At 61.9% G+C, this 25,157-nt stretch carries 15 protein-coding genes; 6 read left to right on the forward strand and 9 right to left on the reverse strand.

Annotation, left to right across the window (positions count from 1 at the left end; all coding sequences use genetic code 11):
- Positions 1–172: 172 nt before the first annotated feature.
- Positions 173–1,183 carry an IS110 family RNA-guided transposase gene (locus BN2476_RS28335; protein ID WP_087737539.1) on the forward strand — a complete coding sequence of 337 codons (1,011 nt, stop codon included), beginning with the start codon at positions 173–175 and terminating at the stop codon, positions 1,181–1,183.
- Between the two features lie 399 nt (positions 1,184–1,582).
- On the opposite strand, the gene BN2476_RS28340 is transcribed toward BN2476_RS28335, so the two are convergent.
- Positions 1,583–3,277: a hypothetical protein gene (locus BN2476_RS28340; protein WP_173819679.1), complete on the reverse strand. Its 1,695-nt coding sequence runs from the start codon at positions 3,275–3,277 to the stop codon at positions 1,583–1,585.
- Between the two features lie 744 nt (positions 3,278–4,021).
- On the opposite strand from BN2476_RS28340, the gene BN2476_RS28345 reads away from it, so the two are divergent.
- From BN2476_RS28345 to BN2476_RS28365, 5 genes are read left to right on the forward strand one after another with little or no spacing between them, the layout of a single operon-like run.
- Positions 4,022–4,552 carry a MarR family winged helix-turn-helix transcriptional regulator gene (locus BN2476_RS28345; protein WP_235850998.1) on the forward strand — a complete coding sequence of 177 codons (531 nt, stop codon included), beginning with the start codon at positions 4,022–4,024 and terminating at the stop codon, positions 4,550–4,552.
- A gap of 5 nt (positions 4,553–4,557) precedes the next feature.
- Positions 4,558–6,711 (forward strand): FUSC family protein, encoded by a 2,154-nt coding sequence (locus BN2476_RS28350; protein ID WP_087737540.1) that lies wholly within the window; start codon positions 4,558–4,560, stop codon positions 6,709–6,711.
- Positions 6,712–6,745: 34 nt separating this feature from the next.
- Positions 6,746–6,955, forward strand: a complete 210-nt coding sequence (locus BN2476_RS28355) for a DUF1656 domain-containing protein (protein WP_087737541.1) — start codon at positions 6,746–6,748, stop codon at positions 6,953–6,955.
- Positions 6,952–7,980, forward strand: a complete 1,029-nt coding sequence (locus tag BN2476_RS28360; protein ID WP_087737542.1) for an efflux RND transporter periplasmic adaptor subunit — start codon at positions 6,952–6,954, stop codon at positions 7,978–7,980. The genes BN2476_RS28355 and BN2476_RS28360 overlap by 4 nt, the downstream gene beginning before the upstream one ends.
- Positions 7,977–9,461, forward strand: coding sequence for an efflux transporter outer membrane subunit (locus BN2476_RS28365; RefSeq protein WP_087737543.1), 1,485 nt, complete (start codon positions 7,977–7,979; stop codon positions 9,459–9,461). The genes BN2476_RS28360 and BN2476_RS28365 overlap by 4 nt, the downstream gene beginning before the upstream one ends.
- 372 nt (positions 9,462–9,833) lie before the next feature.
- Here the strand turns inward: BN2476_RS28365 and BN2476_RS28370 are convergent, their stop codons facing one another.
- From BN2476_RS28370 to BN2476_RS28405, 8 genes are all read right to left on the reverse strand, one after another.
- Positions 9,834–11,252: a TolC family protein gene (locus BN2476_RS28370; RefSeq protein ID WP_087737544.1), complete on the reverse strand. Its 1,419-nt coding sequence runs from the start codon at positions 11,250–11,252 to the stop codon at positions 9,834–9,836.
- Complete coding sequence (locus BN2476_RS28375; RefSeq protein ID WP_087737545.1) at positions 11,242–12,663, reverse strand: HlyD family type I secretion periplasmic adaptor subunit; 1,422 nt, start codon at positions 12,661–12,663, stop codon at positions 11,242–11,244. Before BN2476_RS28375 ends, BN2476_RS28370 begins: the two co-directional genes overlap by 11 nt.
- A gap of 18 nt (positions 12,664–12,681) precedes the next feature.
- Complete coding sequence (locus BN2476_RS28380) at positions 12,682–14,832, reverse strand: type I secretion system permease/ATPase (RefSeq protein WP_160111766.1); 2,151 nt, start codon at positions 14,830–14,832, stop codon at positions 12,682–12,684.
- Between the two features lie 87 nt (positions 14,833–14,919).
- Complete coding sequence (locus BN2476_RS47590) at positions 14,920–18,708, reverse strand: T-complex 10 C-terminal domain-containing protein (protein WP_175607937.1); 3,789 nt, start codon at positions 18,706–18,708, stop codon at positions 14,920–14,922.
- A 385-nt stretch (positions 18,709–19,093) separates the two neighbouring features.
- On the reverse strand, positions 19,094–19,417 hold the full coding sequence (locus tag BN2476_RS28390) for a hypothetical protein (protein ID WP_143811062.1): 324 nt from the start codon (positions 19,415–19,417) through the stop codon (positions 19,094–19,096).
- A gap of 906 nt (positions 19,418–20,323) precedes the next feature.
- Positions 20,324–21,154, reverse strand: a complete 831-nt coding sequence (locus tag BN2476_RS28395) for an alpha/beta fold hydrolase (RefSeq protein ID WP_087737549.1) — start codon at positions 21,152–21,154, stop codon at positions 20,324–20,326.
- 55 nt (positions 21,155–21,209) lie between these two features.
- Complete coding sequence (locus tag BN2476_RS28400; protein WP_087737550.1) at positions 21,210–22,448, reverse strand: MFS transporter; 1,239 nt, start codon at positions 22,446–22,448, stop codon at positions 21,210–21,212.
- A gap of 124 nt (positions 22,449–22,572) precedes the next feature.
- Positions 22,573–24,816, reverse strand: coding sequence for an NADP-dependent isocitrate dehydrogenase (locus BN2476_RS28405; protein ID WP_087737551.1), 2,244 nt, complete (start codon positions 24,814–24,816; stop codon positions 22,573–22,575).
- Positions 24,817–25,157: the final 341 nt, after the last annotated feature.

Genomic DNA, 25,157 nt, shown 5'->3' on the forward strand with positions numbered 1-25,157 from the left:
CGTAGACAGAAACCGCAACGCCGATTTCACCCCAACTGCCTATGGGACAAGGACAAACTCGTCCCTCTGCTACTGGAACTTCGGCTTAACGGGCCGTCGAACGCCGCAGGCTCGCGCGTCTTGAGCGTGCGACATTGCCGGTTCGGCAGTCTCTGCCGCCAAGGAGAACCAGATGGAACCCACGACCATTGCCATCGACCTGGCCAAACGCGTTTTCCAGATTCACTATGTCGAGCCCAAGACTGGCGCAATCCACAGCAAGGCTCTCAAACGCGCGCAACTCGTGCCGTTTTTCGCCAACCGGCCGGCGAGCCGCATCGTCATGGAAGCCTGTGGCAGCGCCCATCACTGGGCCCGGGTTCTGGCGCGGTCTGGTCACGACGTACGCCTCATCGCAGCCCAGTTCGTGCGGCCGTTCGTGAAGTCCAACAAGAACGATGCCGCCGACGCCGCAGCAATCTGGGAAGCCGCCCAGCGTCCCGGCATGCGCTTCGTGGCCGTGAAGACGGAGGATCAACAGGCGATGCTGGCAATGCACCGTATCCGTCAGCAACTGGTCCGCATTCGCGTCATGCAGGTCAACCAGCTTCGCGGATTGCTCTACGAATTCGGCGTTGTCCTGCCGCAAGGTCGACGGGCCTCGATCGAAGCTGCCAAAGTCGCGCTGGCATCACTGGCCAACCAGTTGCCCGCCATGCTGGCAGACAGCCTGCAGGACCAGCTCTCGCGACTTCGTGAACTCGACGAGCAGATCGCTCGCGTCGAACAGCGCATTCTCGAATGGCGCCGTAACGATGACGCATGCAGACGCATCTCCGAGATACCCGGCGTTGGCGTACTCACCGCCACGGCAGCGGTCTCCGTGATCGGACAGGCAAAGACGTTCAGGTCGGGCCGCGAGTTTGCCGCCTACCTCGGCCTGGTGCCACGACAGAACAGCTCCGGCGGCAAGACAAAGCTGTGCGGCATCAGCAAACGCGGCGATGTGTATCTGCGCACGCTGCTGATCCACGGCGCCCGGTCAGTCATCGCGGCCTCGAAGCATTTGCCAGAGAGAGTACGTGCCTTGCTGATGCGACGACCCACGAACGTCGTTGCCGTTGCACTCGCCAACAAGATGGCGCGAACGATCTGGGCGCTGCTGGCGTATGGCCGAACGTATCAGCCGACACCGGCACAGTGACTACCGCCTCGCACACACTTTAGCCATTCACGGTTGCACAGGTGAATTGAACGATGGCAAGACAGGTTGGACCGCGCAAAGGCAAGCCTGAGACATTTCTCGGATCTCGAGTCCGTCAGTTAGATTAGGACCTTTGCGGCGAAATCCATCGGGGCCGGCGGGCATGCCCGCGATCGAGTCCGGATATAAGTCCGCAACCACCCTCCTCGCCATGCACAATCGCCTTGCAAATGGGAGGCGACCATATAAGAAATGTCGGGTTTCCGCTAAATAGAAATGTCGTGTTTTGTCGTTGCTGGCAAGCTGGCGGCTCTCTGCATGCATGCGAGTGCCGCTGGTCAGGTTTATGCAAAATCAAAAACAACCAATGCCGATCCTCAAATCGACGCCACAAACACGCTAGCTATCCGGATGCCCCGCGACAAACCCGACAAACGCGTTATACGGCAGATTCACCGGCGCACCGTCGATCATGAGGCCGTACGTCGTATCGCCGCTATCGAGCACGTAGTACATCACGGACTGGATATTCTTCGTCTTTCTCGCCTGATAGTAAGTCGCATACCGCGACGTGATGTAGTCGGCGCGATACGACTGGCTCTTCTCCGGCCCGGTGTTCCACTCGGTCAGCAGGAACGGCACGCCATAACGCGCCTTGCAGTACGTCGGCAGATCGAAGCCGGGACCCGAACCGTCCGAGCCGATATCGAAGATGTCGCCGTACACCTCGTAGTTGTGCCACGTCGTCAGGTCCCATCGCACCACCGGATGGCCGCTCGTGCCGTCCGGCTGCTTGCCGTCCCACAACGCATCGGCGGCGCCCGTGTCCGCGACGCAGAAGTTGATCCCGCATTTCGCATTGGGTTGTGCCGACTTCACGCCGTCGATCATCCCGCTCATCACGCCGCGCATGATCGGCCAGTTGACGTTGCTGAAGTCGACCGCCTTCGTCCCTGCATTGGTCGGGTCGAGAATGATCGCGTCATCGCGCGTCAATTCGTTTCCGCACTCGTACATCACGACACCATACGGCGCGAGCGCGCGCGCCACTGTCGCGCCGCATGAATATCCACGGTTGTACGCCACAGATTCGCTCGCGAACGGCAAGCCGTTCGAATCGCGGACGCCGAGGTTCACCAGCACGAACAACGTCAGCCCCGCCGCCTGGAACGCCTGCGCGAGACTGACGACGGCGCCGAGCGACGTCGGATCGTCTATGCATCCGACGCGATAGGTCGAGCAGCCCATGTTGCGCATGATCGTCACGATCTGGGCCGGCGTATAGCGATAGTCGTAATGCCCGTTGATGCCGTGGAACGTGCCGCTCGTCGCCGCGACGGGGATGCGCGGATCGCTGCACGGCATCCACTGGTCGAGATCGCTGCAGACATGGAACTGTCCGTCCGTCGACTGATACCAGAGCTTGCCGCCGTACCACAGCAGCATCGACGCGTTCGATGTCGCGCCGACGGCAGCGTTGTTGCGAAGGACGATGCCGTTTGCCACCGTCCACAGTGCGCCGACCTTGTCGATGATGTACGGCGACGCGGGAATCGTCGTACCGTCCGCGGACGTGCCGCCAAGGCGCGGATCGTTGCATGCGAGCCAGGTCGAGCCGTTCCATCCGTAGAACTGCCCGCCCGTGCCCTGGTGATAGATGACGCCGCCGTACCACAGCAGCAGCGTCACGTTGTACGTATTGCCCGCTGCCACGCCGTTCCGGTAGACCGATCCGTTGACGAGCGTCCAGACGGCAGCCTGATTGTCGGTGATCGAAACGGCAGGCGGAATCGACGTGCCGTTCGCCGATCCCGTCGACGTATCGCCCGATGAACCCTTATTCGTTCCGCTGGATGAGCCTGAACCCTTTCCGTTCGCCGATCCCGCCGTTGCGCCGTTCGTCGAAGGCGGCGTCTTGCCGTTCCCGGCCGCCGCCGTCACGCCTGCGCTAGTTGTCGTCGTGCTGTTGGCGCTAACGCCGGCGCCGCCCTCGCCGCCTCCCGAGCCCCCGCCCCCGCCCCCGCCGCATGCGCTCAGCACGTGAGCGCCGCCGAGCGCGGTCAGTAAGCCGAGGAATTGACGTCGTTTGACCATGACAAAAAAATCCACTGCCGGGTCGCGCCCGGCGAAAAGCTTTGATGTGTGAGTGCAGCGTGCGTGATGAAAAATCGATGGGTCGTTCGATACGTTTCGTCATCCTGATGAACGACATCCGATCTATCGCTATCGCCTCATCGACGGCGCGCCGTCGAGTGGGCGCATCCGCGCGTCGATTGACGGGAGTTCAATACGGGAACGATGCTGTAGTTCTTTCCACTTGCATCAGTGGTGATCTACTGGCTGGATATCGGCAGGCGCGCGTCGTTTGCGCAGTGACCGTCTGAAATAAAAACGATTCTTTCGAAAGTGCGCGCGGCGTAGAAATGATTCGCTTTTGTCAGCGAACGTCGCGCGTTGCGCATCGCAGGGATCGAGCAGCGTATCAACCCGTGCGAAGCGACTGGCATGACGGAAGGAACTCGCGTATCAGCAGCAACAGCAAACGCCCGCAAGCGCCTGTGCAACGCGATGAAGCCAAAGAATAACTTCCTCGTTAGTACCCTGTTTGCGTGGGCAGCAGGCAATGCTTTCCGCTGCGACGAAGCCGGCAGCCGCGCGCGACACTGGCACAGCGCGCGTCACATGCAGATGCCAGAATCCCGGCTAACGCCCCTCTGAACGCCCCCGCCCGCGCGCTTCAGCGCCTCGAACCATACGGAGAAAATTTTGAAGCATTTCCTTAAAAGTTATGGGTCGATAGGATGCTAACGAATAAAAACCGACATACAATCCCGCCCCATGGCTAATCTCCATCTCCTGCGCCGCTCCGTCAGCAGCGCGCTTGTCGTCGCCGCGCGCCGCTGGCGCCGCACGAGCCATAGCGTGCTGTCCGCGTACAACGTGTCGGAGGCCTGCGCGGGTCCGCTGCTGACGGCCAACCGTCTCGGCGAGGCCGTGCGCCAGGTGACGCTCGCAGAACAGGTCGGTATCGAAGGGCCATCGCTCGTGCGTCTGCTCGACCAGCTATGCGCGGCGGGTCTCGTGCGCCGCGACGAAGACCCCGACGACAAGCGCGCGAAAACCATCACGCTCACCGACGAAGGCCGCGCAGTCACCGCGCGCATGGAAGAGCGCCTGATGGATCTGCGGGCGCGCGTGCTCAAAGGCGTGACCCGCAAGGATCTGGAGACGACGCTGCGCGTGTTGAATGCGTTCAACGCATCGCTGGATGCAGCCACGACGCCGCCCGCATCCGGCAACCTCACGACCGGCGACGACGGCACATCCGCCCGCGCGCCGGGCCGCTCCGGCAGCAAAGGCAAAGCGTAAGCGCCATGGCCTATCCATCACTTCGCGACTGGCTGTTCTCCGCCAAGACGTTCGCGGCTGCGATGATCGCGCTGTACATCGGCCTTGCGCTCGAATTGCCGCGCCCGTACTGGGCGATGGCGACCGTCTACATCGTGTCGAATCCGTTCGTCGGCGCGACGCGCTCGAAGGCGCTGTATCGCGCGCTCGGCACGGCGATCGGCGCGGCGGGCGCCGTGCTGATCGTGCCGCCGTTCGTCGAGTCGCCGTTCCTGTTCAGCGTGATCGTCGCGTTGTGGACGGGCACCCTGCTCTATCTGTCGATGAACGACCGCACGGCGCGCAGCTATGTGTTCCTGCTCGCCGGCTACACGCTGCCGTTGATTGCGCTGCCCGCCGTCACCAATCCGACGACCGTCTTCGATCTCGCGATCACGCGTACCGAAGAGATCCTGCTTGGCATCGTGGTCGCGAGCATCGTGGGCAGCGTCGTGTTTCCGAGCCGCCTCGCGCCGACGCTGATCGAGCGCACCGACGCGTGGTTCCGCGATGCCGCGTTCTACGCAAGCGAGACGCTGTCCGGACACATCGCGGGTGGGTCGATTTCGGCTTCGCGCCAGCGGCTCGCGGCGACCGTCAACGGCCTCGAATTCCCGTTGAGCCAGTTGACCTACGACCACACGCGTCCCGACATCGTGCGCCGCGCGCGTGCGTTGCAAGGGCGCATGCAGATCTTCCTGCCGCTGATTTCGTCGATGGCCGATCCGCTGATCGAACTGATGCGAGAGAGCGGCACGCATCCGCCTGAAGTTGCAGCGCTGCTCGCGGATGTCGCGCAGTGGATTCGCTCGCCCGCGCTCGAAGCGAAGCACGCCGACGAAACCGATCGCGAGGCAGAAGCGCTGCGCGAGCGCATCGCCGCGATGAAGCCGCCCGCGGCATCGCTTGCAAGCTGGCATGTCGCGTTGCTGTCGAACGCGCTCTGGCGTCTGGGCCAGGTCATCGACGTGTGGCACGACGTTCGCAGTCTGCGCGCGGGCATCGTCCACGAGACGGCGCAGTGGCGGCCGCGCTTTCGTCACTGGCGCCTGGGCGGCACCGAGCGCTTCTTCGATCGCGGGATGATGCTGTTTTCCACGGCGTCCGCCGTCGGCGCGATCATCGTCGCGTGCGGACTGTGGATCACGTCGGGCTGGAACGACGGCGCGGGCGCGGTGACGCTCGCAGCCGTGTCGTGCTGCTTCTTTGCCGCGCTCGACGAGCCCGCGCCCGCTGTCTTCAAGTTCTTTCTCTCGACCTGCGCGAGCGTCGTGTTCGCGGGCCTGTACGTGTTCGCGGTGCTGCCGCACGTGCACGACTTCGCGATGCTGGTCGTGATCTTCGCCGGGCCTTTCCTTATCATCGGCACGCTGATTCCGCGCCCGCAGTTCAATCTCGTGACGATGCTCGTCGCCGTCAACACGGCCACGTTCATCAGCATTCAAAGCGCTTACGAAGCCGACTTCTTCGTGTTTCTGAACAGCAACCTGGCGGGCGTCGGCGGCTTGCTGTTCGCGTTCATCTGGACGCGCGCGACGCGTCCTTTCGGCGCGGAGCTCGCGGCCGCGCGGCTCACGCGCTCGGCGTGGTCCGATGTCGTGGTGAGCGCTTCGACGGCCGCGATCGAGGACCAGCGCAATCTGTACGCGCGCATGCTCGATCGCCTGATGCAACTGCTGCCGCGTCACGCCGCGACCGATTCGCACCGTCATCCGTCGATCGAAAGCTTCCGCGATTTCCGCGTCGCGTTGAACGCGCTGGACCTTCGGCGCACGCGCCGCAAGCTGACAGCCGACTTGCAGGACACCATCGATGACGTGCTCTCAGGCGTGCGGCAGTATTTCGAGCAATGCATCGCGCGGCGCGCGCGGCAGCCGGTGCCGCCCGCGCTGATCGAAACGATCGATGCCGCCGTCGCGCGCGTGACGGCGCGCGGCATCGAAGAGGCGCAGGGTGAGTCACGACCGGCGCAACCAGGCCAGGAACCTGCGCAAGACCCGGGGCACAGCCGCAATGCTCCGTCCGCCGAACGCTGGCTGCGCGACACGCTGCATGCGCTCGTCGGCATGCGCCTGTCGCTGCATCCGCCGCACACGGCGCCCGGCGGCAATCCGCCCGTGCAAGAGGAGACGCCCGCCTGATGGCCACTCAACCCTTTTCATTCTGTCGACGCACATGATCGGCGAAATCGACGTTCTCGGCGTATTCGTGCCCGCCGTGCTGGTGCTGATGTTCATCGCCTATCTGCTGAATCTGGCGATCCGCACCGTGCTCGCGCGCATCGGCGTGTATCGCTTCATCTGGCACCGTTCCATTTTCGACCTCGGCATTTATGTACTGGTGCTGGGGCTTGTCGTCATCGTTTCGCACCGGCTCATAACGTGAAAAAAACCTGGTTCTCCGTCGGGCAGATCCTGCTCACTCTCATCGTCGTCGCGATCGCGGCCGCCGTGCTGTGGAAGCTGGTCGACTACTACATGTTCGCGCCGTGGACGCGCGACGGCCACGTGCGCGCCGACGTGATCCAGGTCGCGCCCGACGTATCCGGGCTGATCACGCAAGTGAAGGTCGTCGACAACCAGGAGGTCAAGCGCGGCGATGTCCTCTTCGTGATCGATCAGGCGCGCTACGAGCTTGCGCTGCGCAACGCGCAGGCGACCGCGCAGCAGCGCCGCGCGACGCTCGATCAGGCGCGTCGCGAAGACGCGCGCAACCGCACACTCGGCAATCTCGTCGCGCGCGAGTCCGTCGAGGAGACGCACTCGCGGGTCGAGCAGGCGGCCGCCGCGCTCGCCGATGCCGAAGTCGCGATCGACACGGCGCGTTTGAACCTGCAGCGCACGGTGATCGTGAGCCCCGTCGACGGCTATCTGAACGACCGCGCGCCGCGCGCCGGCGAGTTCGTGTCGTCGGGACGCGCGGTGCTGTCGGTGGTGGACATGCACTCGTTCCGCGTCGACGGCTACTTCGAGGAAACCAAGCTGCACGGCATCGACATCGGCCAGCCCGTCGACATCAAGGTGATGGGCGAGCCGAATGTATTGCGCGGACACGTGCAGAGCATCGTCGCCGCGATCGAGGACCGCGACCGCCAGCAAAGCCCCAACCTGCTGCCGAACGTGAATCCGGCGTTCAGCTGGGTGCGTCTGGCGCAGCGCATTCCCGTGCGCGTCGCGCTCGACGAGATTCCCGCCGACTTCCGCATGATCGCGGGCCGCACGGCAACGGTGTCGGTGCGCGGCCTCGGGCCGTCGATTGGAAGACATGCGGCTTCGGATGCCGTTGCTGCTTCGGAGCCTGGCGCATCGGCATCGGCCTCCGCTGGCGCGGGCGCATCGACGGCGAGCGCGGCCGTCGCCGGCGCGTCGCCGTCCAGTGCAACGCAACCTGCTTCGGGCGCATCACGATGAAACGCAATCCGTTCATGACGGCAGCGCGCGCCGGCCGTGCGTGGCTGCCCGCCCTGCTTCCCGTCGCGCTGGCGCTGAGCGGCTGCATGACGGTCGGCCCGAACTACAAGCTGCCCGACAACGCAATGGTCAACGCGCCCTATGCGAACGCGGCCATCGACGGCGCGGACACGGCGCCTGTCACGCAACAGCCCGTGCCGTCGAAGTGGTGGCGTCTGTACGACGACCCCGTGCTCGATCAACTGGTTACGCAGGCGCTGGCGTCGAATACCGATTTGCGCGTCGCGGCCGCCAATCTCGCGCGCTCGCGTGCGCAAGTCGATTTCGCGAACGAACAGGGCGGCTTCTCCGGCAAGACGTCGGCGGCTTTCCAGCGCGCGCAGGAATCGGCCGAACAGTTTCTGCTGACGGAGAAGATTCCCGTCGTCACTGAGGGCGCGCTCGACCTGAGCGTGTCGTATGAATTCGATCTGTTCGGCAAGCTGCGGCGCGGCGTAGAGGCCGCGAAGGCCGACGACGAAGCCGTCGAAGCCGCGAGCGATCTCGCGCGCATCACGGTCGTCGCGGATGTCGTGCGCGCGTATGTCGAATCGTGTTCGGCCGCCGACGAACTGAAGATTGCCCAGCAGTCACTGTCGTTGCAGAGGCAACGGGTCAAGCTCACGCAGCGGCTGCGCGACGCGGGGCGCGGCAACCAGCCGGACGTCACGCGCGGACAGACGCAGGTCGACACGCTCGCCGCCGAGATCCCGCGCTTCGTCGCGCGCCGCCGCGCGGCGCAGTACCGGCTCGCGATGCTGCTCGCGCGCGCGCCGTCGGATCTGCCGCCCGCCGCCCTCGCCTGCAACAAGGTGCCGCATCTGACGCAGCCGATTCCCGTCGGCGACGGCGCCGCGCTGCTCAAACGACGCCCCGACGTGCGCCAGGCCGAGCGGCAACTGGCGTCGTCGACGGCGCGCATCGGCGTCGCGACGGCGGCGCTGTATCCGTCTGTGAGCTTCGGCGCTTCGGTGGGCTCGGTCGGCGTCGCGGAAGACCTGTTGGGCGCGACGACGAACCGCTGGGCATTCGGGCCATTGATCAGCTGGACTTTCCCGATCAACGGACAGCGGGCGCGCGTGCATGAAGCCGAGGCATCGACGGGCGGCGCGCTTGCGCACTTCGACGGCGTCGTGCTGAACGCGCTACGCGAAACACAGACGAGCCTGTCCACTTACGCGTCCGATACGACGCGCGCCGATGCGTTGCGCACCGCGTACAAATCGGCCGTGCAGTCGGCGGACGAAACGCACCGGCTGTATGCCGCGGGCCGCGAGTCGTTCATCGACGATCTCGACGCGACGCGCACGCTCACGAGCGTCGCTTCGCAGGTGGCGGCCGCCGACGGTCAGGTGGCGATCGATCAGGTGAACCTGTTCCTCGCGCTCGGCGGCGGATGGGAGAGAGACGAGGACGTGGCGGCGGCCGCGAAGAACGAGTAGTCGATGAACTTGGGGGGCAGAAGAAAACAAAGCACGTTTAGCGCGTGAACTCCACCTGCTTAGGTATCCAGTTATCGTGCGGCTAACGTCCCATCCATACGCAGGTAGCGTCTGACTTCGTCACTCTGTATCCTGCTTCTGCTCGATCCGGCAGCACTTGACCTTCCCCGCCTGATGACGGCCACCCGCCACGCGTGACCGTCAGGGCGCGTCTCGCTGCATGGGATTGCGGCACTGTCACCACGCAACTGCCACCCCCAAATTACTAAGGACGTCGATTCATAGGCGCAGTTAACTTCCCTGTCCGCAGTAAGTTGCCAACAGGGTCGGGTTTCGTCGAATGTAAAACTTCTCGCGCGATACCCGTCATCGTCACTGGAGATCTGGCGCTCCGAGCTGCCCGAGTTTCGCCCCAAGTTCGATGCGCGCATCGTGCCATTCGGTGAGCGCCTGGATGCGTCGCTGCCGCGCGTTCGCCAGCGCCGCCTGGGTATTGAGCAGTTCGAGAATGTCGCCCACGCCTGCATAGTAGCGATGCTGGGCCGCCTCGAACGCGCGCTGCGCAATGACAAGCAGCTTCCCGTACTGATCAACACTGGCAGTCGCGGACTGCAGGGCCTGCCACGCCTTCCAGACGTCAAGCGCGACCTGATCGCGCGTGCCCTCTAGCGCATTTTGCACGCGTTCGGCCTGCGCTTCGGCCTGATGCACCTGGTAGTGCCGCTCGAAACCCTCGAAGAACGGGAAGCTCACCTGAATCCCGACGTAGGCGTCATGGCCCGTCGCGGGATAGGTCGGGATACCCAGGCCAAGGCTCGCTGGCTGATTGTTGGTGCTGTACTTCGCCACCAAGCTGATGCTCGGCAAGCCTTCGGCGCGCGTCTGCGTAACCTTCGCGCGGGCGGCCTCGTACTGTGCTTCGGCGGCCAGCACGGCCGGGTGCGCGAGCCGTACCTCGGTGATCAGGCCACCGATGGAGTCCTGCCATGCACGATCCGGTTCGGGGTCCGTCAGGACCGACGGCACATCGAGGGGCTCATCGGGGCGTAGACCCATGTCAGTGGCCAGCACGCCGAGCGCGGCCTGCAGGTCGCCTTCGCCTTTTGTCACGGCGGCAACCGCCTGTTCATGCTGCGTCTGCGCCTGCAGCGCGTCCGAGATGGGTGCGACGCCATGATCGACACGTTTCTGCGCCACGGCCGCACTGTCACCCGTCATACGCTCGATTTCGCGTGCCGTATCGAGCGCGGCGCGCGCAGCCTGTGTCGCATCGTAGTCTTTCGCGACCGTCGCAAAAGTATCTTGCAGAGTCGCGTCCTGTGTCGCGCGCGCGGCGACAAGCAGCGCGTTGGCGTTACGCAGTGCGGCGTTACGCGCGCCGAAATCAAACAGAACCCAGTCCGCGCTGATGCCCGTCGAGCGTACCGTCGCATCCGTTCGGGAGCTTAGATTCGGGTGGCTCGCCACGTCCGTTTCCGCATTGTCCCGTACACCCTGCCAGCTTGCCGACATGGTTGGCAGGAAGGCCGCGCGCGCTGCGCCGACCGCTGCCGCCTGTGCTTTCACGTTGGCCCACGCGTCGCGGGTTTTCGGGTTGTAACAGAGCGCGCGCGAAACTGCCTCGGCGAGACCGAGTGGATTCGCCGGTGATCCTGCCACACATGGTCCCGGCAGCAGCGCTGCCGCTGCACCATCCGGTACGCTGTGTTCGGCAAAAAGCGGATCGAAGGCGAATGCAGGACTCGCGGTCAGGACCACAGCCAGCAAGGCAGCGAAACGTTTAGCGTTCACGCATGCTCTCCTGTACGCCTTCGATGATCGGGCCGAGGAAATACTGCGCGACACTCTGGCGTCCGGTCGCGATGTCGGCGGTGATGGTCATGCCGGGTGTCAGCGGTATCCACCTTGCGTCGACACGAATCCCGTTGGCCTTCAGGCGGATGCGGGCGGTAAATACCAGTCCCTGTTTTTTGTCCTGTGCAGCATCATTGGCGACCGATACGACTTCGCCTTCGAGTAACCCGTACCGCGTATATGGGAATGCTTCCACCTTCACGGCTGCCCGCTGCCCGACCTTCACGAAGCCGATATCCCGGTTTTCGATAGTCGCCTCCACTTCCAGCGCATCGTTGGGCACGATCTCCATCACCGTCTGGGCGGTAGTCACGACACCACCGTTCGTATGCACCGCAAGCTGCTGCACAGTACCGGCGACCGGGGCAGAGAGGCTCATCAGCGTTTCGCGCGTGTGTGCCTTGGTCTCGTCGTTGCGGCTCTGCGTCAGCGCTTCGGTGCCTTTCTCCAGTGCATCAAGCTGCTCGCGTCGAAACTGCGACTGGATGCTGGCGATCTCCGCATTCTGCTGGCTGACGGCTGCCGAGAGTTCGCGTGCGTGACTGCGCTGCGCCGCGAGTTCGTGTTCCTGCTCAAGCGCCGTTTGTTCCTTTTGTCGGTAGTCGTCTTTCGCCACGTACTGGTCGGCGGACAACGCCCGGTAGTCGTCTGCCTGCGCGCGAGCGAGCGGTGCGATTGCCTCGAGCTTGGCGACCTCGGCTCGTGTGCTGTCGAGGTCGGCCGCGCGTTTTGTCAGCTCCGCTTTCGCCGAGGCGAGCTTGTCGCGGTACTCGAGCCACGCGCCCTGGACCTGCCGCTGGACTTCCTGCTGACGCTCTGGCTGCGCGCCGACAACCGGTTTGACATTCAGCAGTGCGGCTGGCGCGTCAAGCGCATCGAGCAGCGCCTGCGCGCGAGCGGCCGCGAACGCGGCGTCCATGCGCGACGCCTTAGCCTTGTCTTCGTCGGCGGCCGCCTGGGTCGTATCAAGCTTCATCAGCAGCTGGCCGGCGGCAACGCGGTCGCCATCGCTCACCGCGATCTCGCGCACCACACCCGTGATCGCGGGCTGGATGACCTTCACGCGTTCATCGGGCACCAGCCGGCCTTTCGCCGTCGCGACAATGTCGAGACGGCCGATGAGGCTCATGAGCAGTACGAGCAGCGCGAGGATCATAATGATACGCGCCGTCCAGCGCGGCGCCGGATGAACCGGCGTCTCGACCAGTTCCAGGTGTGCAGGCTGGAAAGCCAGCTCGTAACCGGTCCGTTCCGGTAGATCAAGCTCCCTGCGGATCGCCCATGCTGCTCGCCCGACCGAAAGATAGCGGCGCAGGAGATCTCCCAGCGCCTGAAAGTGAATCTGCATGAAACCGTGTTTCCGTTCTTAACCGTTCTGCAAGGAGCAAAGGTGTGCGTAGTAGCCACCCAGTGCGAGCAGTTCGTCATGGTTGCCCCGTTCGACAATCCTGCCGCGATCCATCGCGATGATCTGGTCGGCATGGCGCACGGCCGTGAGTCGATGAGCGATGACGATCACCGTACGGCCTGCGCACATGGCCTTCATGTTGTTCTGGATGACGCGCTCAGTCTCGAAGTCGAGTGCGCTGGTCGCCTCGTCGAAGATGAGAATGCGCGGGTTGGTCAGCAGCGCCCTGGCAATGGCGAGCCGCTGGCGCTGTCCACCAGAAAGGTTCGCCCCGTGCTCACCCACGACCGTGTCATAGCCTTCCTTCAACTCGCAGATGAAGTCGTGTGCCCCGGCAAGCTGGGCTGCGCGGATGATGGCCGCCATCGGTGCACCGGGATCGGTCAGTGCGATGTTCTCGCGCACCGGCCGGTTAAAGAGGCGGTTTTCCTGGAGCACAACGCCGATCTGCCTGCGCAGCCAGGCTGGATCGGCGAGTGCTAGGTCGGCGCCATCGATGCGTACGGTGCCCTGCTCGGCGACATAGAGACGCTGCAGCAGTTTCGTGAGCGTGCTCTTGCCGGACCCAGAGCGGCCGACAACGCCGATGACCTCGCCAGGGCGGATGTCGAGCGACACGCCGTCGAGAATCGGCGCGCCGTCCGGCCGATAGCGGAAGCGGATGTTCTCGAAACTGATCGCACCGCGGATCGGCGGCTGGGCTTGGCGGCTCTGTACGAGCTCTGTGCGCGTGTTCAGAATGTCGCCGAGCCGGCTCATCGAGATGCCGACCTGCTGGAAGTCCTGCCATAGTTGCGCCAGGCGCAGCACCGGCGCAGCCACCCGCTGCGACATCATGTTGAACGCAATCAGGCCGCCCACCGTGAGGCGACCGTCGATTACGAGCTTCGCGCCGAGCAGCAGCGTGGCGAGCGACACCAGCTTGCCGACATACTGGATCAGTTGCTGGCCGACATTGCCCAGCGTTGTGACCCGAAATCCTGATGCGACGTAAGCGGCCAACTGGGTTTCCCACTTCTTCGTGAATTGCGGTTCGACGGCGAGCGATTTCACCGTCTCGACGCCGGAGACCGTTTCGACGAGAAAGGCCTGGTTGTCGGCGCCGCGTGCGAACTTCTCGTTCAGGCGCTGGTGCAAAACTGGGACCAGCATTGTCGAGATGCCTGCATAGACCGGCAGCGACACAACGACGATCAGCGAGAGCCAGACGCTGTAGATGCACATGACCGAGAGGAACACGATCGAGAAGAAGAGGTCGATCACGGCAGTCAGGCCCTGGCCGGTGAGGAAACTGCGGATGTTCTCCAGCTCACGCACGCGCGCGACCGTGTCGCCCACGCGCCGCGCGGTAAAGTAGCTCAGCGGCAGAGCGACCAGATGCCGGAACAGGCGCGCGCCAAGCTCAACATCGATGCGGTTGGTCGTGTGGGAAAAGACGTAGTTGCGCAGCCCAGTGAGCACGATCTCGAAAGTCGAGCTGATGAACAGCGCCACGCCCACAACCGCGAGCGTGCTGTAGGTGCGGTTTACCAGCACCTTGTCCATTACCACCTGGAACATCAGTGGTGAGACCGGCCCGAATAGCTGCAGGATGAACGAGATGGTAAGCGTTTCGAGCAGCAGCCGCCGGTAGCGCACGACCGCCGGGATGAACCAGGTGAAATCAAAGCGCGCCAGTTCACCGGCGAGCGAGGCACGTGACGCGAAGAGGATCATCGAGCCCGTCGTGCGCTCGGCCACCGTGGCGAGTGGAAGCACGACCGGCGTCGAAGCACCGGCTTCCAGGACCAGCGCCGTGGTGCCGTCACTGCGAAGCACGATGAAATGTCTGCCGTCGCGATCGAGTGCAAGCGCAGGCAGGGGGGCGCGGCCGAGTCGCTCCAGCTTCAACGGGACGAGACGTGTGCGCAAGCCGAGCGAACGGGCACACAGGACGAGCGTATCCTGGTCGAAGGGGGCATCGCCCACGGCGGCCGCATGCCGTAACTGCGCCGCGTCGGCGGCAATGCCATGAAAGCGCGCAATGCTGACGAGTGCCGAGACGCCCGCGTCAGCGAGATTCTGTTGTTCGTTGGTGCCCATATGGAGCTGAAGAAGGTCGATAGCCATGGCATGTGTGCTGTATCGACGGACAAGCCCCGGCGTGCGCACAACGCACACGTCGGGGCAGGAGGGCTGACTCGCGTCAGGGAACGCTTATGCAGCGAGCAGTTGTGGCTGGTTCGTTGCAAGCCCGGTTGGCGTCAAAAGGACGCCAACCGGAACGTCGTAGCTGGCCATGGCCTGGATCATCTGGGTCAGCACAGGATCGGCCAATGGCATGACAGCGGACGCGTCGTTGCCGCATGACGAGAGCTGGGCAGCAAGCGCGTCCTGCTGAGTAGATGCAGTTACCGAATGGGTTGCCGAGACGGCTCCCGTCGCCTGCGCACTGGCTACAGCAGTGCTGACTGGAGTAGAGCTGCCGAGCATGACGCCAGGAGACCGGGTTGCACCAACTGGGTCCGGTTCCGGGGGCGGCGCCGGCATCGGATCGGAGGGCGGTGCCGGGCTCGGGTCTGGGACCGAGCTCGGGTCCGGGTCCGGGTCGGAGCTCGGGTCTGGGGCCGGGCTCGGGGTCGGGAGCCCGCCAGCGCCAACGAAGCCATCGACGGAGTCGGTGATTGCGTCGGGGTCGATGTTACCAACGTCGCTGAGGTCCGGCAGCGGAACCCCGACCAGACCTGCGATTGCATCCTGTGTTGCCGCACCAGCGGCCTCCCCTCCCGCCTGCACCACGCCATCGAGGTTCATGACTGAAATGGAGGTCAACAAATTCTTGATGAAGTCCGAGCCGCCGGAGAACTCCGTACACTTGCCTGTCGAGTCGAACGTAGCCCATCCCGACGCGAGGCCCGGGCCATTGCCGACAACAATTTCCGTGATGTAATGGTTATTCGGATCATCGTTGTAGAAGATTGCGCCAGTCTGTACGCCGTTCTGGACCGACGCTACAGAGGTCACCACTTCGGTTGACGGATCGACGCCTATATAGCCGTTCTGCTGGCCATTGGCGTCGAAGGTGGCCTGACCGGTCACCTGCTGTTGCTGGTTGAACGAGAAATAGCCGTTTTGTACGGCTGCGCCATCGACATCGGCAAACGTCGCTTCGGTCGAGAGCTCGCCGTCGCTGTAGTGGAGGGCCGCAGTCTGGACACCCGTCGATGCGTCGAACGTGTACTCGTCGGTCTTCGTGCCGTTGCTGAAACTGACGTAGTCCACCAGCGCGCCCGTCGTGGCATTGTAGTCGCGCTCCTGGGTCAACTCGTTGTTCTGGTAGAAGTCATACTGCGTCCAGACGCCCGAGGCCGGATCACGGATCTCATTCTCCGTCATGTCGCCGCTCGCCGGATCGTAGAGTGCGTAACCGGTCTGCTGGAGCTGGGAATTGAAAAATGCTTCGGAGGTCCGTACGCCATTGGTGAAGTACTGGCAGTCGACCTCACTGTTGTTCACGAAGTCGATCTGGTTGGTCTTCGTGCCGTTGCTGTAATCGACGTAGTCGATCAGCGCGCCGGTAACGGTATTGAAATCCCGTTCTTGGGTCAGCTGGTTGTTCTGGTAGAAGTCCAGTTGCGTCCAGATTCCTGAGTTGGGGTCGCGGATTTCATTCTCTGTCATGTCTCCGCTTGTCGGATCATAGGTCGCGTAACCGGTCTGCTGGAGCCGGGAATTGAAAAATGCTTCGGAGGTCAGAACGTCGTTGGTGAAATACTGGCGGTCGACCTCGTTATTGTTCACAAAGTCGATCTGATCGGTTCTCGTGCCGGCGTTGTAATTGACGTAGTCCATTAGCGCGCCGGTAACGGTATTGAAGTCCCGTTCTTGAGTCAGCTCGTTATTCTGGTAGAAGTCCAGTTGCGTCCAGATACCCGAGTTGGGATCGCGGATCTCATCCTCTGTCATGTCTCCGCTTGTCGGATCATAGGTCGCGTAACCAGTCTGCTGCAGCTTGGAATTGTAAAATGCTTCGGAGGTCAGAACGTCGTTGGTGAAATACTGGTGGTCAACCTCGTTGTTGTTCACGAAGTCGATCTGGTCGGTCTTCGTGCCATCGTTGTAGTTGACGTAGTCCATCAGCGCCCCGGTTGCGGCATTGTAGTTGCGCTCCTGGGTCAACTCGTTGTTCTGGTAGAAGTCATACTGCGTCCAGATTCCCGACGCCGGATCACGGATTTCGTCCTCCGTCATGTCTCCACGGGTCGGATCGATGACCTGATATTCGATCTCGTTACCATCGGCATAGTCCGCCTGGCCGACCTTCTGGTTGTTTTGGTAGACATAGCTGACCAACGGATCACCACTCGACGCGTCGTACAGGGTATCCTGAGTCATATCGCCCGTGCCGACGTCGAAGACCTTGTGCTCAATGCGATTGCCGCGATTGTCAAGGACGTTCTCGCCGCTCACATTGCCCGACTGCTCATCGATGAACTTGTAGTCGACCTGCTGGCCATCAACAAAGTCGGCTTCGCCTGTCAACTTGCTTGTCTGGGTGTCGAATGCTTCATACCCGATGCGGTTGCCACTCTCGTCGAGAAAAATTTCCGATGACATGTTCCCCGTCTGCGAATCAATGGACTTGTAGTCCGACTGGTAGAGTTTTCCATCGCTGCCAGTGGCGTAGTCCGCTACGCCTACTTCGACACCGTCCTGGTAGAGCAAGGTCTCGGTTTGCTTGTGCGTGTTGGGGTCAATTTCGCGGTCTTGTTCAAGCTCGCCCGTGGACGTGTTGAACACCAGGTAGTCGGTCTGCTCCAGGTGCTGGTTGAACACCGCTTCGCCCGACAGATTACCTTCGTTGTCAAAGAATTTCTGATCCGACTCCAATCCACTGCGGTAATAGTCGATTTCCGACGATTTGACACCGTTGGTATAGATGATAGAACCGCTCACCTGGTTGGTGCCGACGAAGTACGACGTATCCTTCGTCTCAAACCCACTGTTGGGATCGAACGCCAACATGTCCGTTCGCAGGCCGTTTGCCAACACCGTCTCGCCCGTCAACTGGTCGTTGCTGTTGTACGTCATCTGCAACGAGCCAGTTTCATTGCCGCCGACATCAAAATTTTGGATGCTGGTGATGATGCCGCTTGCCGATTCGTTAAAAATCGTCGTCGAGCCGTCCGCGTTGTAGCGTGTGCTAACGACGCCACCGTCCGCTGCCATCAGTTCATCGTAGGACGCTCCAGAGTCAACGTTGTTGACCAACACATCCATATCGCCGGCTGAATCAGTTGCCAAGGAAAACTTGTATTGATCGCCATTGTCGCTAACAGTGACTTGACCGTTTGAATCGACATTCAAGGCGATCGATGTTGCGGTGCCACTTCCTGAAACATACACCGTTGAACTTCCGTCACTGGCTCTGCTAACACGTAAATCGGTCGTGATGCCGTTTGTATCTGTGAGAATTGCATTTGCACCTTCCGTGTCAAAGTCGGCCTTGAAGCCGTTTGAAAATGATGAACCAGTGACGTTTTCAGCTTCATCGTAATGATATGTGTCGCCATTTAAAGTGGCACTCGACGTTCCGTCAGCGTGGACGACATAAGTAACACCATTACTGAAAACATACTGAGTGTCTCCATTCCGCAAAATCGTTTGGACGGTACCGTCTGGAAACACCAGTTGCCCGTCTTCGTTTGCCACACCCCTAGTATTTGCCACGTAGTCGAGCCCTGCACCGACCATCTTATTGACAACGTATCCACCAATAATTGCCAAGGATGTCAATGCCACCGCGGGGATACCTGCGGGAGTATCGAGCGCTACTAAAGCCGCCGTGAGTGCTTCGCCCACCGTCGAGTCCAAGAACGCACCGGTCGCAAGATAGCCCTCGATGTCACTGATCGCGGATTTCATCGCTCCCCATACGCCCGCGTCCGCGTAACCCTCTGCAGCGTCCGCTAGCATGAACGGTACGGCGAAAATGGGAAAATCCACACCCCATGCATAAGCACTTTTCGTGCTTTCCCAGTTGCGCTCCCATTTGACTTGCCGTGGCCAGCTTATTCAGCAAAGTACTGTAGGAGGTCGCTATCGCGCTTTCGTAATCTACCAGTCCGGGCACAAAATTCGACAAAAACGAATTTCCCGAAGAACCGGCTGGAGTCGGATCGGCTGGTTTTCCCGTGACAAGGATATTGAGTTCGCCTGGTGTTTGATTTAGCATTTAGTTATTCTCTTGTTATCAAAGGCTGTGCGTTAACTTGTCGTCAGCTATTTGAAGCGAACAAACACACTCGCGATAAAATAGATGCCGACAGATATTGCACAGAAAAGGGACGAAGATAGAATAAATGTATTTAGGGCAAGAGATCTCGGGTTGCTAATAAAGATAGGTTCGGACGAAACAGTCGCCTTGAACAGAAAATACACACAGGCGGCCATCAGAAAGAGAGCTAAAGTCATCTGAGAAAGCCATGTTTCGATAGACTGTGATTTGATCAGTGCCGACAGCCTTTCTCTGCGCACTTTGTTTGCGGACCATTGAATGAATCCATGGGCAATCTGGATTACCCAGAACAGAAGTGAAAGCAATATCAGCATATCCGTTAATTGACCGAGCAGTCTCAACGTTGATGTCCACGGCAAACCAACAAATATCGCACGTCGTTGCCAATGCGAGAACCCGGTAGAAATAATCCAACATTCGAGTTTCGAGGCACTCAAATCGAAGGACTCCGGATTAACTGTAGTCGAAGTAAGCGCATATGCAACAACGCTTATCAGGGCAACAAACCAGCAACGGAAGAACATCTGAGCGCATGTTTTCATTGTTTCAAGTCATCGCACTTGCGGGTCTTGCAAGTTCAGCACCTATTGTTGGTTTTAGTTCGATAGTTCTTTGGAGAAACTGATGCCGGTCGTATCACAACGAGCTAGTCCGGCATACTGCAAAATTTTTCGATGCGGCTCCGCGTCACTCCCTTGTTGGGCTTGGCCGTGTATTGAGAGCTAGATCACAATGAAAAAGATATTCTGGTATGGCATGGCGGGCTCGCAATCAAATTAATTTGAAAATTACTTTCGATCTGACAACAACTGTCCTCTATGCGAATAGAAAAGAAAGGATTGGATGGTAAGCAATGTTCTTTCTTGTGTTTGGTCAAGCAAATCGCTTTATCGCGTTGACAGAAGGCCTTCGAGTACTGCGGTCTCATCGAGTCGTGGCCCGATCAGGAGCGCCAACGGCGCACAATTTGAGCTTAGGCATGCATCAGGTGGCAGCGATGAGCGCGCGACCGTTCCAGCGCCGGTTTGAGGCAACGACTGACATGACATCAGCGGATCGGCTAACGCGCGTGCGCCTTGGCGCCGCGCGTGAATTGCTGGAGATTCACGGCTTTCGATTGATCCGACCGCGACGCGGGCGTGGGGCTCGGAATAGGAACAACCATGCGGCATCGTACCCAGACCGAAATCTGAACTGCCCGCGTAGGGCTTGAGCGCGTCCAGCGTGAGCGGCACTGCGGATGTCAGCGCGCTAAACGTGTTTTATTTTCCGTTTCCCGAAGCGTACCAACGAGGCACCTCGCCGACGAGCACCCAGCAGCACTCAGCCCCCCGCTTCGACTATTGTTCCCGCGAAGCGCTCGATCACGCCGTTGAATAGCGCTGGTCTTTGCAGCGGCGCGAAATGGGTGACATTCGGCAGCACGATCAGTTCGGCGTCGGGGATGGTCTGCGCTAGATACGCGGCGTGCTCCTGCCTGATGAACTCATCGTTCTCGCCAATCGCCACGACGACGCGCACGCCGATTCGCGCGAGATCGTCGGCCGAGTAGTTGGGCTGCGTGCGCTGCATCTCGCTGACGGCGGCGACGAACGCATCGAAATCGTCGGGTGTCGCGGACAGCGTCTCGTAGTCTTCCCGATGCCGCTTGAAGCAGCGTTCGATCACGGGCGTCGGCACGAATTCCTTTGCGCCGCTGGGGTCCATGTTGCACGCGAAAAAGAACACGCCCGCGACGCGCTCGGGCGCGCGCCGGGCCAGGACCAGCGCGGTGCACGCGCCGTCGCTCCAGCCGACGAATGCGGCCTTCTGCACATGCAGCGCATCGAGCACGGCGAGCACATCGGAGGCCATCAGCTCGTAGCTGTAGGGTCGCACGTCGCGCGTGCTGCGCCCGTGCCCGCGGCTGTCGATCAGGATCGCGCGGTAGCCGGCACCGACGAGCGCGGGCACCTGATAGCCCCAGTTGCCGCGATGCCCGAGGCCGCCATGCAGCAGCACGACGGGCTGGCCCATCACGGGCTGGTTGCCCGTGCCATATGTCGACCACGCGATGCGCGCGCCGTCGTTGTCCACGAAGCCTTCGTCGACAGCAGCGGGCAGCGGCGCGGCGCCGTGCAATGCGAAGTGTTTCAGGTCGTCGTCGGATTCCATGTCGGTGGTGCTCCGTGGCGCATCGAATGAACGCGTGATTGTGCCATCGGCGTGTTCATTCGGCGCTGTTGGGCGAGCGGTCGCGCAGTGGGTTCACGCGCGATGCGGCGCGCCGTCGTTCGTTGAGCGTGCCCGCAAGCACGGCCGCCGCGCCGAGCACGCCCATGCCGAGCGAGATCGCGACCACGACGGCGCTGATCCGTCCGTTGCCCGAAAAGAGACCGACGAGAAGGCCCGCCAGCGGCTGCGTCAGATTGTTGAGCATGATGACGACACCGAGCGTCTTGCCGTAATCCTTCGCGGGAATGATCGCCTGACGCACGCTGCGAATGTAGATGCTGAACATCTTGTCGAAGCCCACGATAAGCAGAAAACCCGCGACGTAGCCCCATACGGACGGACTCGAACCCGCGAGCAATCCACCCGCGAGAATCGCGAGAAACGATACGACGCCTAGCGTTTTGCGCGGAATGCGCACCCTCGCGATCAACAGCAGAATGACGATCGTCGCGACGGCGCCCGCCGTCTGCACGAATGCATAGAACGCGTCCGGCCGGCGATGCAGACCCGTCACCATCGCCGCCGATGTCGCGAGCGTCACGCCGATCACGAGATTTTCGGCGGCGGCCAGCGCGACCAGCCTGCCGAGGCCAGGCAGACTCACGACATGCGAGAGCGCCGTCTTCGCGGGCGCGAACCATTCGACGGGCGCGCTTTCCGTCATCTTCCATTCGAAGCGGCTCACGCGCTGCCACAGCAGCGTCGCGCCATCGGCGGCGAAAAACAGCAAGGCCGCCACACCGACGACGATCTCCCAGCGCCACCGGCCGAGCAGCAGGCCCGCGAGCATCGGACCGAGCACGACGCCGACCTGATCCGCGATCTGCGCATACGACAGCACCTTCTCGAAGCGCTCAGAAGTAAAGACCTGCGGCAGCAGCACTTCGCGCGCGACGAGCCCCTGGCTCGTCAACGCGCCGCAGACGGCGGAGAGCGCGATCAGCCAGCCGATTCCTCCTGCCACGCCAAAGCCCGCAATCCCCGCAACGCACGCGATCGCGCGAAAGCGCTGGCTCGCGCGCAACACATTGACGGGCGGCATGCGATCGCACAACGCGCCGCACACGGGAAAGACGATGTAGCGCGGGAACGCCTCGATGAAGAACGCGATCCCCGACCATGTCGCCTTTTGCGTGGTCTGGAAGACGACGAGCGGGACGAGGAACAGCAGTATTTGATCCGCGAGCCGCGAGAAGAACAGCGATGCGAAGAACGCTTGATGGTGTGCGCGCATGCGGCTATGGAGTCAGTGGGTTCGCGCGTTCGCAGCGGCGGTGTCGGCCATAGCAGTCGCTGCAAGAAAAAAGCCCGCGCATCGTAATGCGCGGGCTTCGTTCACATCGCTACGCTGCGGCGGCTCAGGCCGTCACGGCGGCCAGCGCGGCGTTGAGCGTCTTGCTCGGACGCATCACGCCATCCAGCTTCGCGTAGTCGGGCTTGTAATAGCCGCCGATGTCGGCTTCCTTGCCCTGCACGTCCGACAGTTCGCCGACGATCGTCTTCTCGTTTTCCGTCAGCACCTTCGCGAGCGGCGCGAACTTCGCAGCGAGTTCCGCGTCTTGCGTCTGCGCGGCCAGCTCCTGCGCCCAGTACATCGCGAGGTAGAACTGGCTGCCGCGATTGTCGAGATCGCCCGTCTTCGGCGAAGGGCTCTTGTTGTTGTCGAGCAGCTTGCCCGTTGCCGCGTCGAGCGTCTTCGCGAGGATCTTCGCCTTCTCGTTGCCCGACTTGATGCCGAGCTCTTCCAGCGACACGGCCAGCGCGAGGAACTCGCCCAGCGAATCCCAGCGCAGGTGATTCTCTTCGACCAGTTGCTTCACGTGCTTCGGCGCCGAGCCGCCCGCGCCCGTTTCGTACATGCCGCCGCCAGCCATCAGCGGGACGATCGACAGCATCTTCGCGGACGTGCCCAGTTCCATGATCGGGAACAGGTCGGTCAGGTAGTCGCGCAGGATGTTGCCCGTCACCGAGATCGTGTCCAGACCGCGAATCACGCGCTCCAGCGAGTAACGCATCGCGCGGACCTGCGACATGATCTGGATGTCGAGACCCGACGTGTCGTGATCCTTCAGATACACGTCGACCTTCTTGATCAGCTCGGCTTCGTGCGGACGGTACGGGTCGAGCCAGAACACCGCCGGCATGCCTGAGTTGCGCGCGCGCGCGACGGCGAGCTTGACCCAGTCGCGGATCGGCGCGTCCTTCACCTGGCACATGCGCCAGATGTCGCCCTTCTCGACCTGCTGCGTGAGCGCGCTCAGCACTTCGCCCGTCGCGATGTCGACGATGCGCGCTTCGCCGTCTGCGGGAATCTCGAAGGTCTTGTCGTGCGAGCCGTACTCTTCGGCCTTCTGCGCCATCAGACCGACGTTCGGCACCGTGCCCATCGTCTTCGGATCGAACGCGCCGTTGGTCTTGCAGAAGTTGATGATTTCCTGGTAGATGCGCGCGAACGTGCTTTCCGGGATCACGCACTTCGTGTCGGCGGGACGACCGTCGGCGCCCCACATCTTGCCGCCTGCGCGGATCATCGCGGGCATCGATGCGTCGACGATCACGTCGTTCGGCGCGTGCAGGTTCGAGATGCCCTTCGCCGAATCGACCATCGCCAGCGCCGGGCGGTGCTCGTGGCACGCGTGCATGTCGCGGATCACTTCTTCACGCTTCGATTCCGGCAGCGCTTCGATCTTCGTGTACAGATCGACGAGGCCGTTGTTGACGTTCACGCCCAGTTCGTCGAAGAGCTTCTGGTGCTTCGCGAACGCATCCTTGTAGAACACCTTGACCGCGTGGCCGAAGACGATCGGATGCGAGATCTTCATCATCGTCGCCTTCACGTGCAGCGACAGCATCACGCCCGTCTTGCGCGCGTCTTCCATCTGGTCTTCGTAGAACGCGACCAGCGCCTTCTTGCTCATGAACATGCTGTCGATGATCTCGCCGTCCTGCAGCGAAACCTTCGGCTTCAGCACGATCGTCTCGCCGCTCTTCGTGACGAGCTCCATGCGGACGTCACGCGCGCGGTCGAGCGTGATCGACTTTTCGCCGTGGTAGAAGTCGCCGTGCTTCATGTGCGCGACGTGCGTGCGCGAGGCCATGCTCCACTCGCCCATGCTGTGCGGGTGCTTGCGGGCGTAGTTCTTGACGGCGGCAGGCGCGCGGCGGTCCGAGTTGCCTTCGCGCAGAACCGGGTTCACGGCGCTGCCGAGGCATTTCGAGTAGCGCTTCTGGATCGCCTTTTCTTCGTCGGTCTTCGGGTCTTCCGGATAGTCCGGCACCTTGAAGCCCTTCGCCTGCAGTTCCTTGATCGCGTTGACGAGCTGCGGCACCGACGCGCTGATGTTCGGCAGCTTGATGATGTTCGTGTCCGGCATTTGCGTGAGGCGGCCCAGCTCGGCCAGGTTGTCCGGCACGCGCTGTTCTTCCGTCAGGAACTCCGGAAACTCGCCGAGAATGCGGCCGGCCACGGAGATATCGCTGGTCTCGACATTGACGCCAGCGGGTGCGGTAAACGTACGGATGATCGGCAGAAAGGCACTCGTCGCGAGCAGCGGGGCTTCGTCGGTCAGGGTGTAGATGATCGTAGGTTGCTTGTTACTCATCGCTTTGCTCTCGGTCGAGAAAGGTTGGGAAATGCCGCCGGCGGTGCCAAGGCCGACGCGAATGCCCCGAATTTTGCCTTATTTTCAATTTTGACGGTTTGAATCGGGCCAGTCAGCACGGCGTTTCGGAAAAAAATTGCACGATTTGAGCCATATTCGTTCCCTTTATCGAGGGCGAACGGCATTTCACTTCATATCTGCATTCCGTTGCAGGCACAATTTTTCCGGTGCGCGGGCCGCTCGGTGCACGCGACGAATGCCGGCGAAATACCGGCGCTTCGACCCGGAATTCAACCTTGCTCGCCGGATATGGCGAGCCGATGAACCGGATTGCAGCCGCT

The sequence above is a fragment of the Paraburkholderia piptadeniae genome (assembly GCF_900007165.1).
GTDB classification, from domain to species: Bacteria; Pseudomonadota; Gammaproteobacteria; order Burkholderiales; family Burkholderiaceae; genus Paraburkholderia; species Paraburkholderia piptadeniae.

Bases quoted from the DNA above. Each gene is read 5' to 3' on its own strand.
- BN2476_RS28335 (WP_087737539.1), top strand. From the start codon at position 173: ATGGAACCCACGACCATTGCCATCGACCTGGCCAAACGCGTTTTCCAG.
- BN2476_RS28340 (WP_173819679.1), bottom strand. From the start codon at position 3,277: ATGGTCAAACGACGTCAATTCCTCGGCTTACTGACCGCGCTCGGCGGC.
- BN2476_RS28345 (WP_235850998.1), top strand. From the start codon at position 4,022: ATGGCTAATCTCCATCTCCTGCGCCGCTCCGTCAGCAGCGCGCTTGTC.
- BN2476_RS28350 (WP_087737540.1), top strand. From the start codon at position 4,558: ATGGCCTATCCATCACTTCGCGACTGGCTGTTCTCCGCCAAGACGTTC.
- BN2476_RS28355 (WP_087737541.1), top strand. From the start codon at position 6,746: ATGATCGGCGAAATCGACGTTCTCGGCGTATTCGTGCCCGCCGTGCTG.
- BN2476_RS28365 (WP_087737543.1), top strand. From the start codon at position 7,977: ATGAAACGCAATCCGTTCATGACGGCAGCGCGCGCCGGCCGTGCGTGG.
- BN2476_RS28375 (WP_087737545.1), bottom strand. From the start codon at position 12,663: ATGCAGATTCACTTTCAGGCGCTGGGAGATCTCCTGCGCCGCTATCTT.
- BN2476_RS28380 (WP_160111766.1), bottom strand. From the start codon at position 14,832: ATGGCTATCGACCTTCTTCAGCTCCATATGGGCACCAACGAACAACAG.
- BN2476_RS28390 (WP_143811062.1), bottom strand. From the start codon at position 19,417: ATGTTGGATTATTTCTACCGGGTTCTCGCATTGGCAACGACGTGCGAT.
- BN2476_RS28395 (WP_087737549.1), bottom strand. From the start codon at position 21,154: ATGGAATCCGACGACGACCTGAAACACTTCGCATTGCACGGCGCCGCG.
- BN2476_RS28400 (WP_087737550.1), bottom strand. From the start codon at position 22,448: ATGCGCGCACACCATCAAGCGTTCTTCGCATCGCTGTTCTTCTCGCGG.
- BN2476_RS28405 (WP_087737551.1), bottom strand. From the start codon at position 24,816: ATGAGTAACAAGCAACCTACGATCATCTACACCCTGACCGACGAAGCC.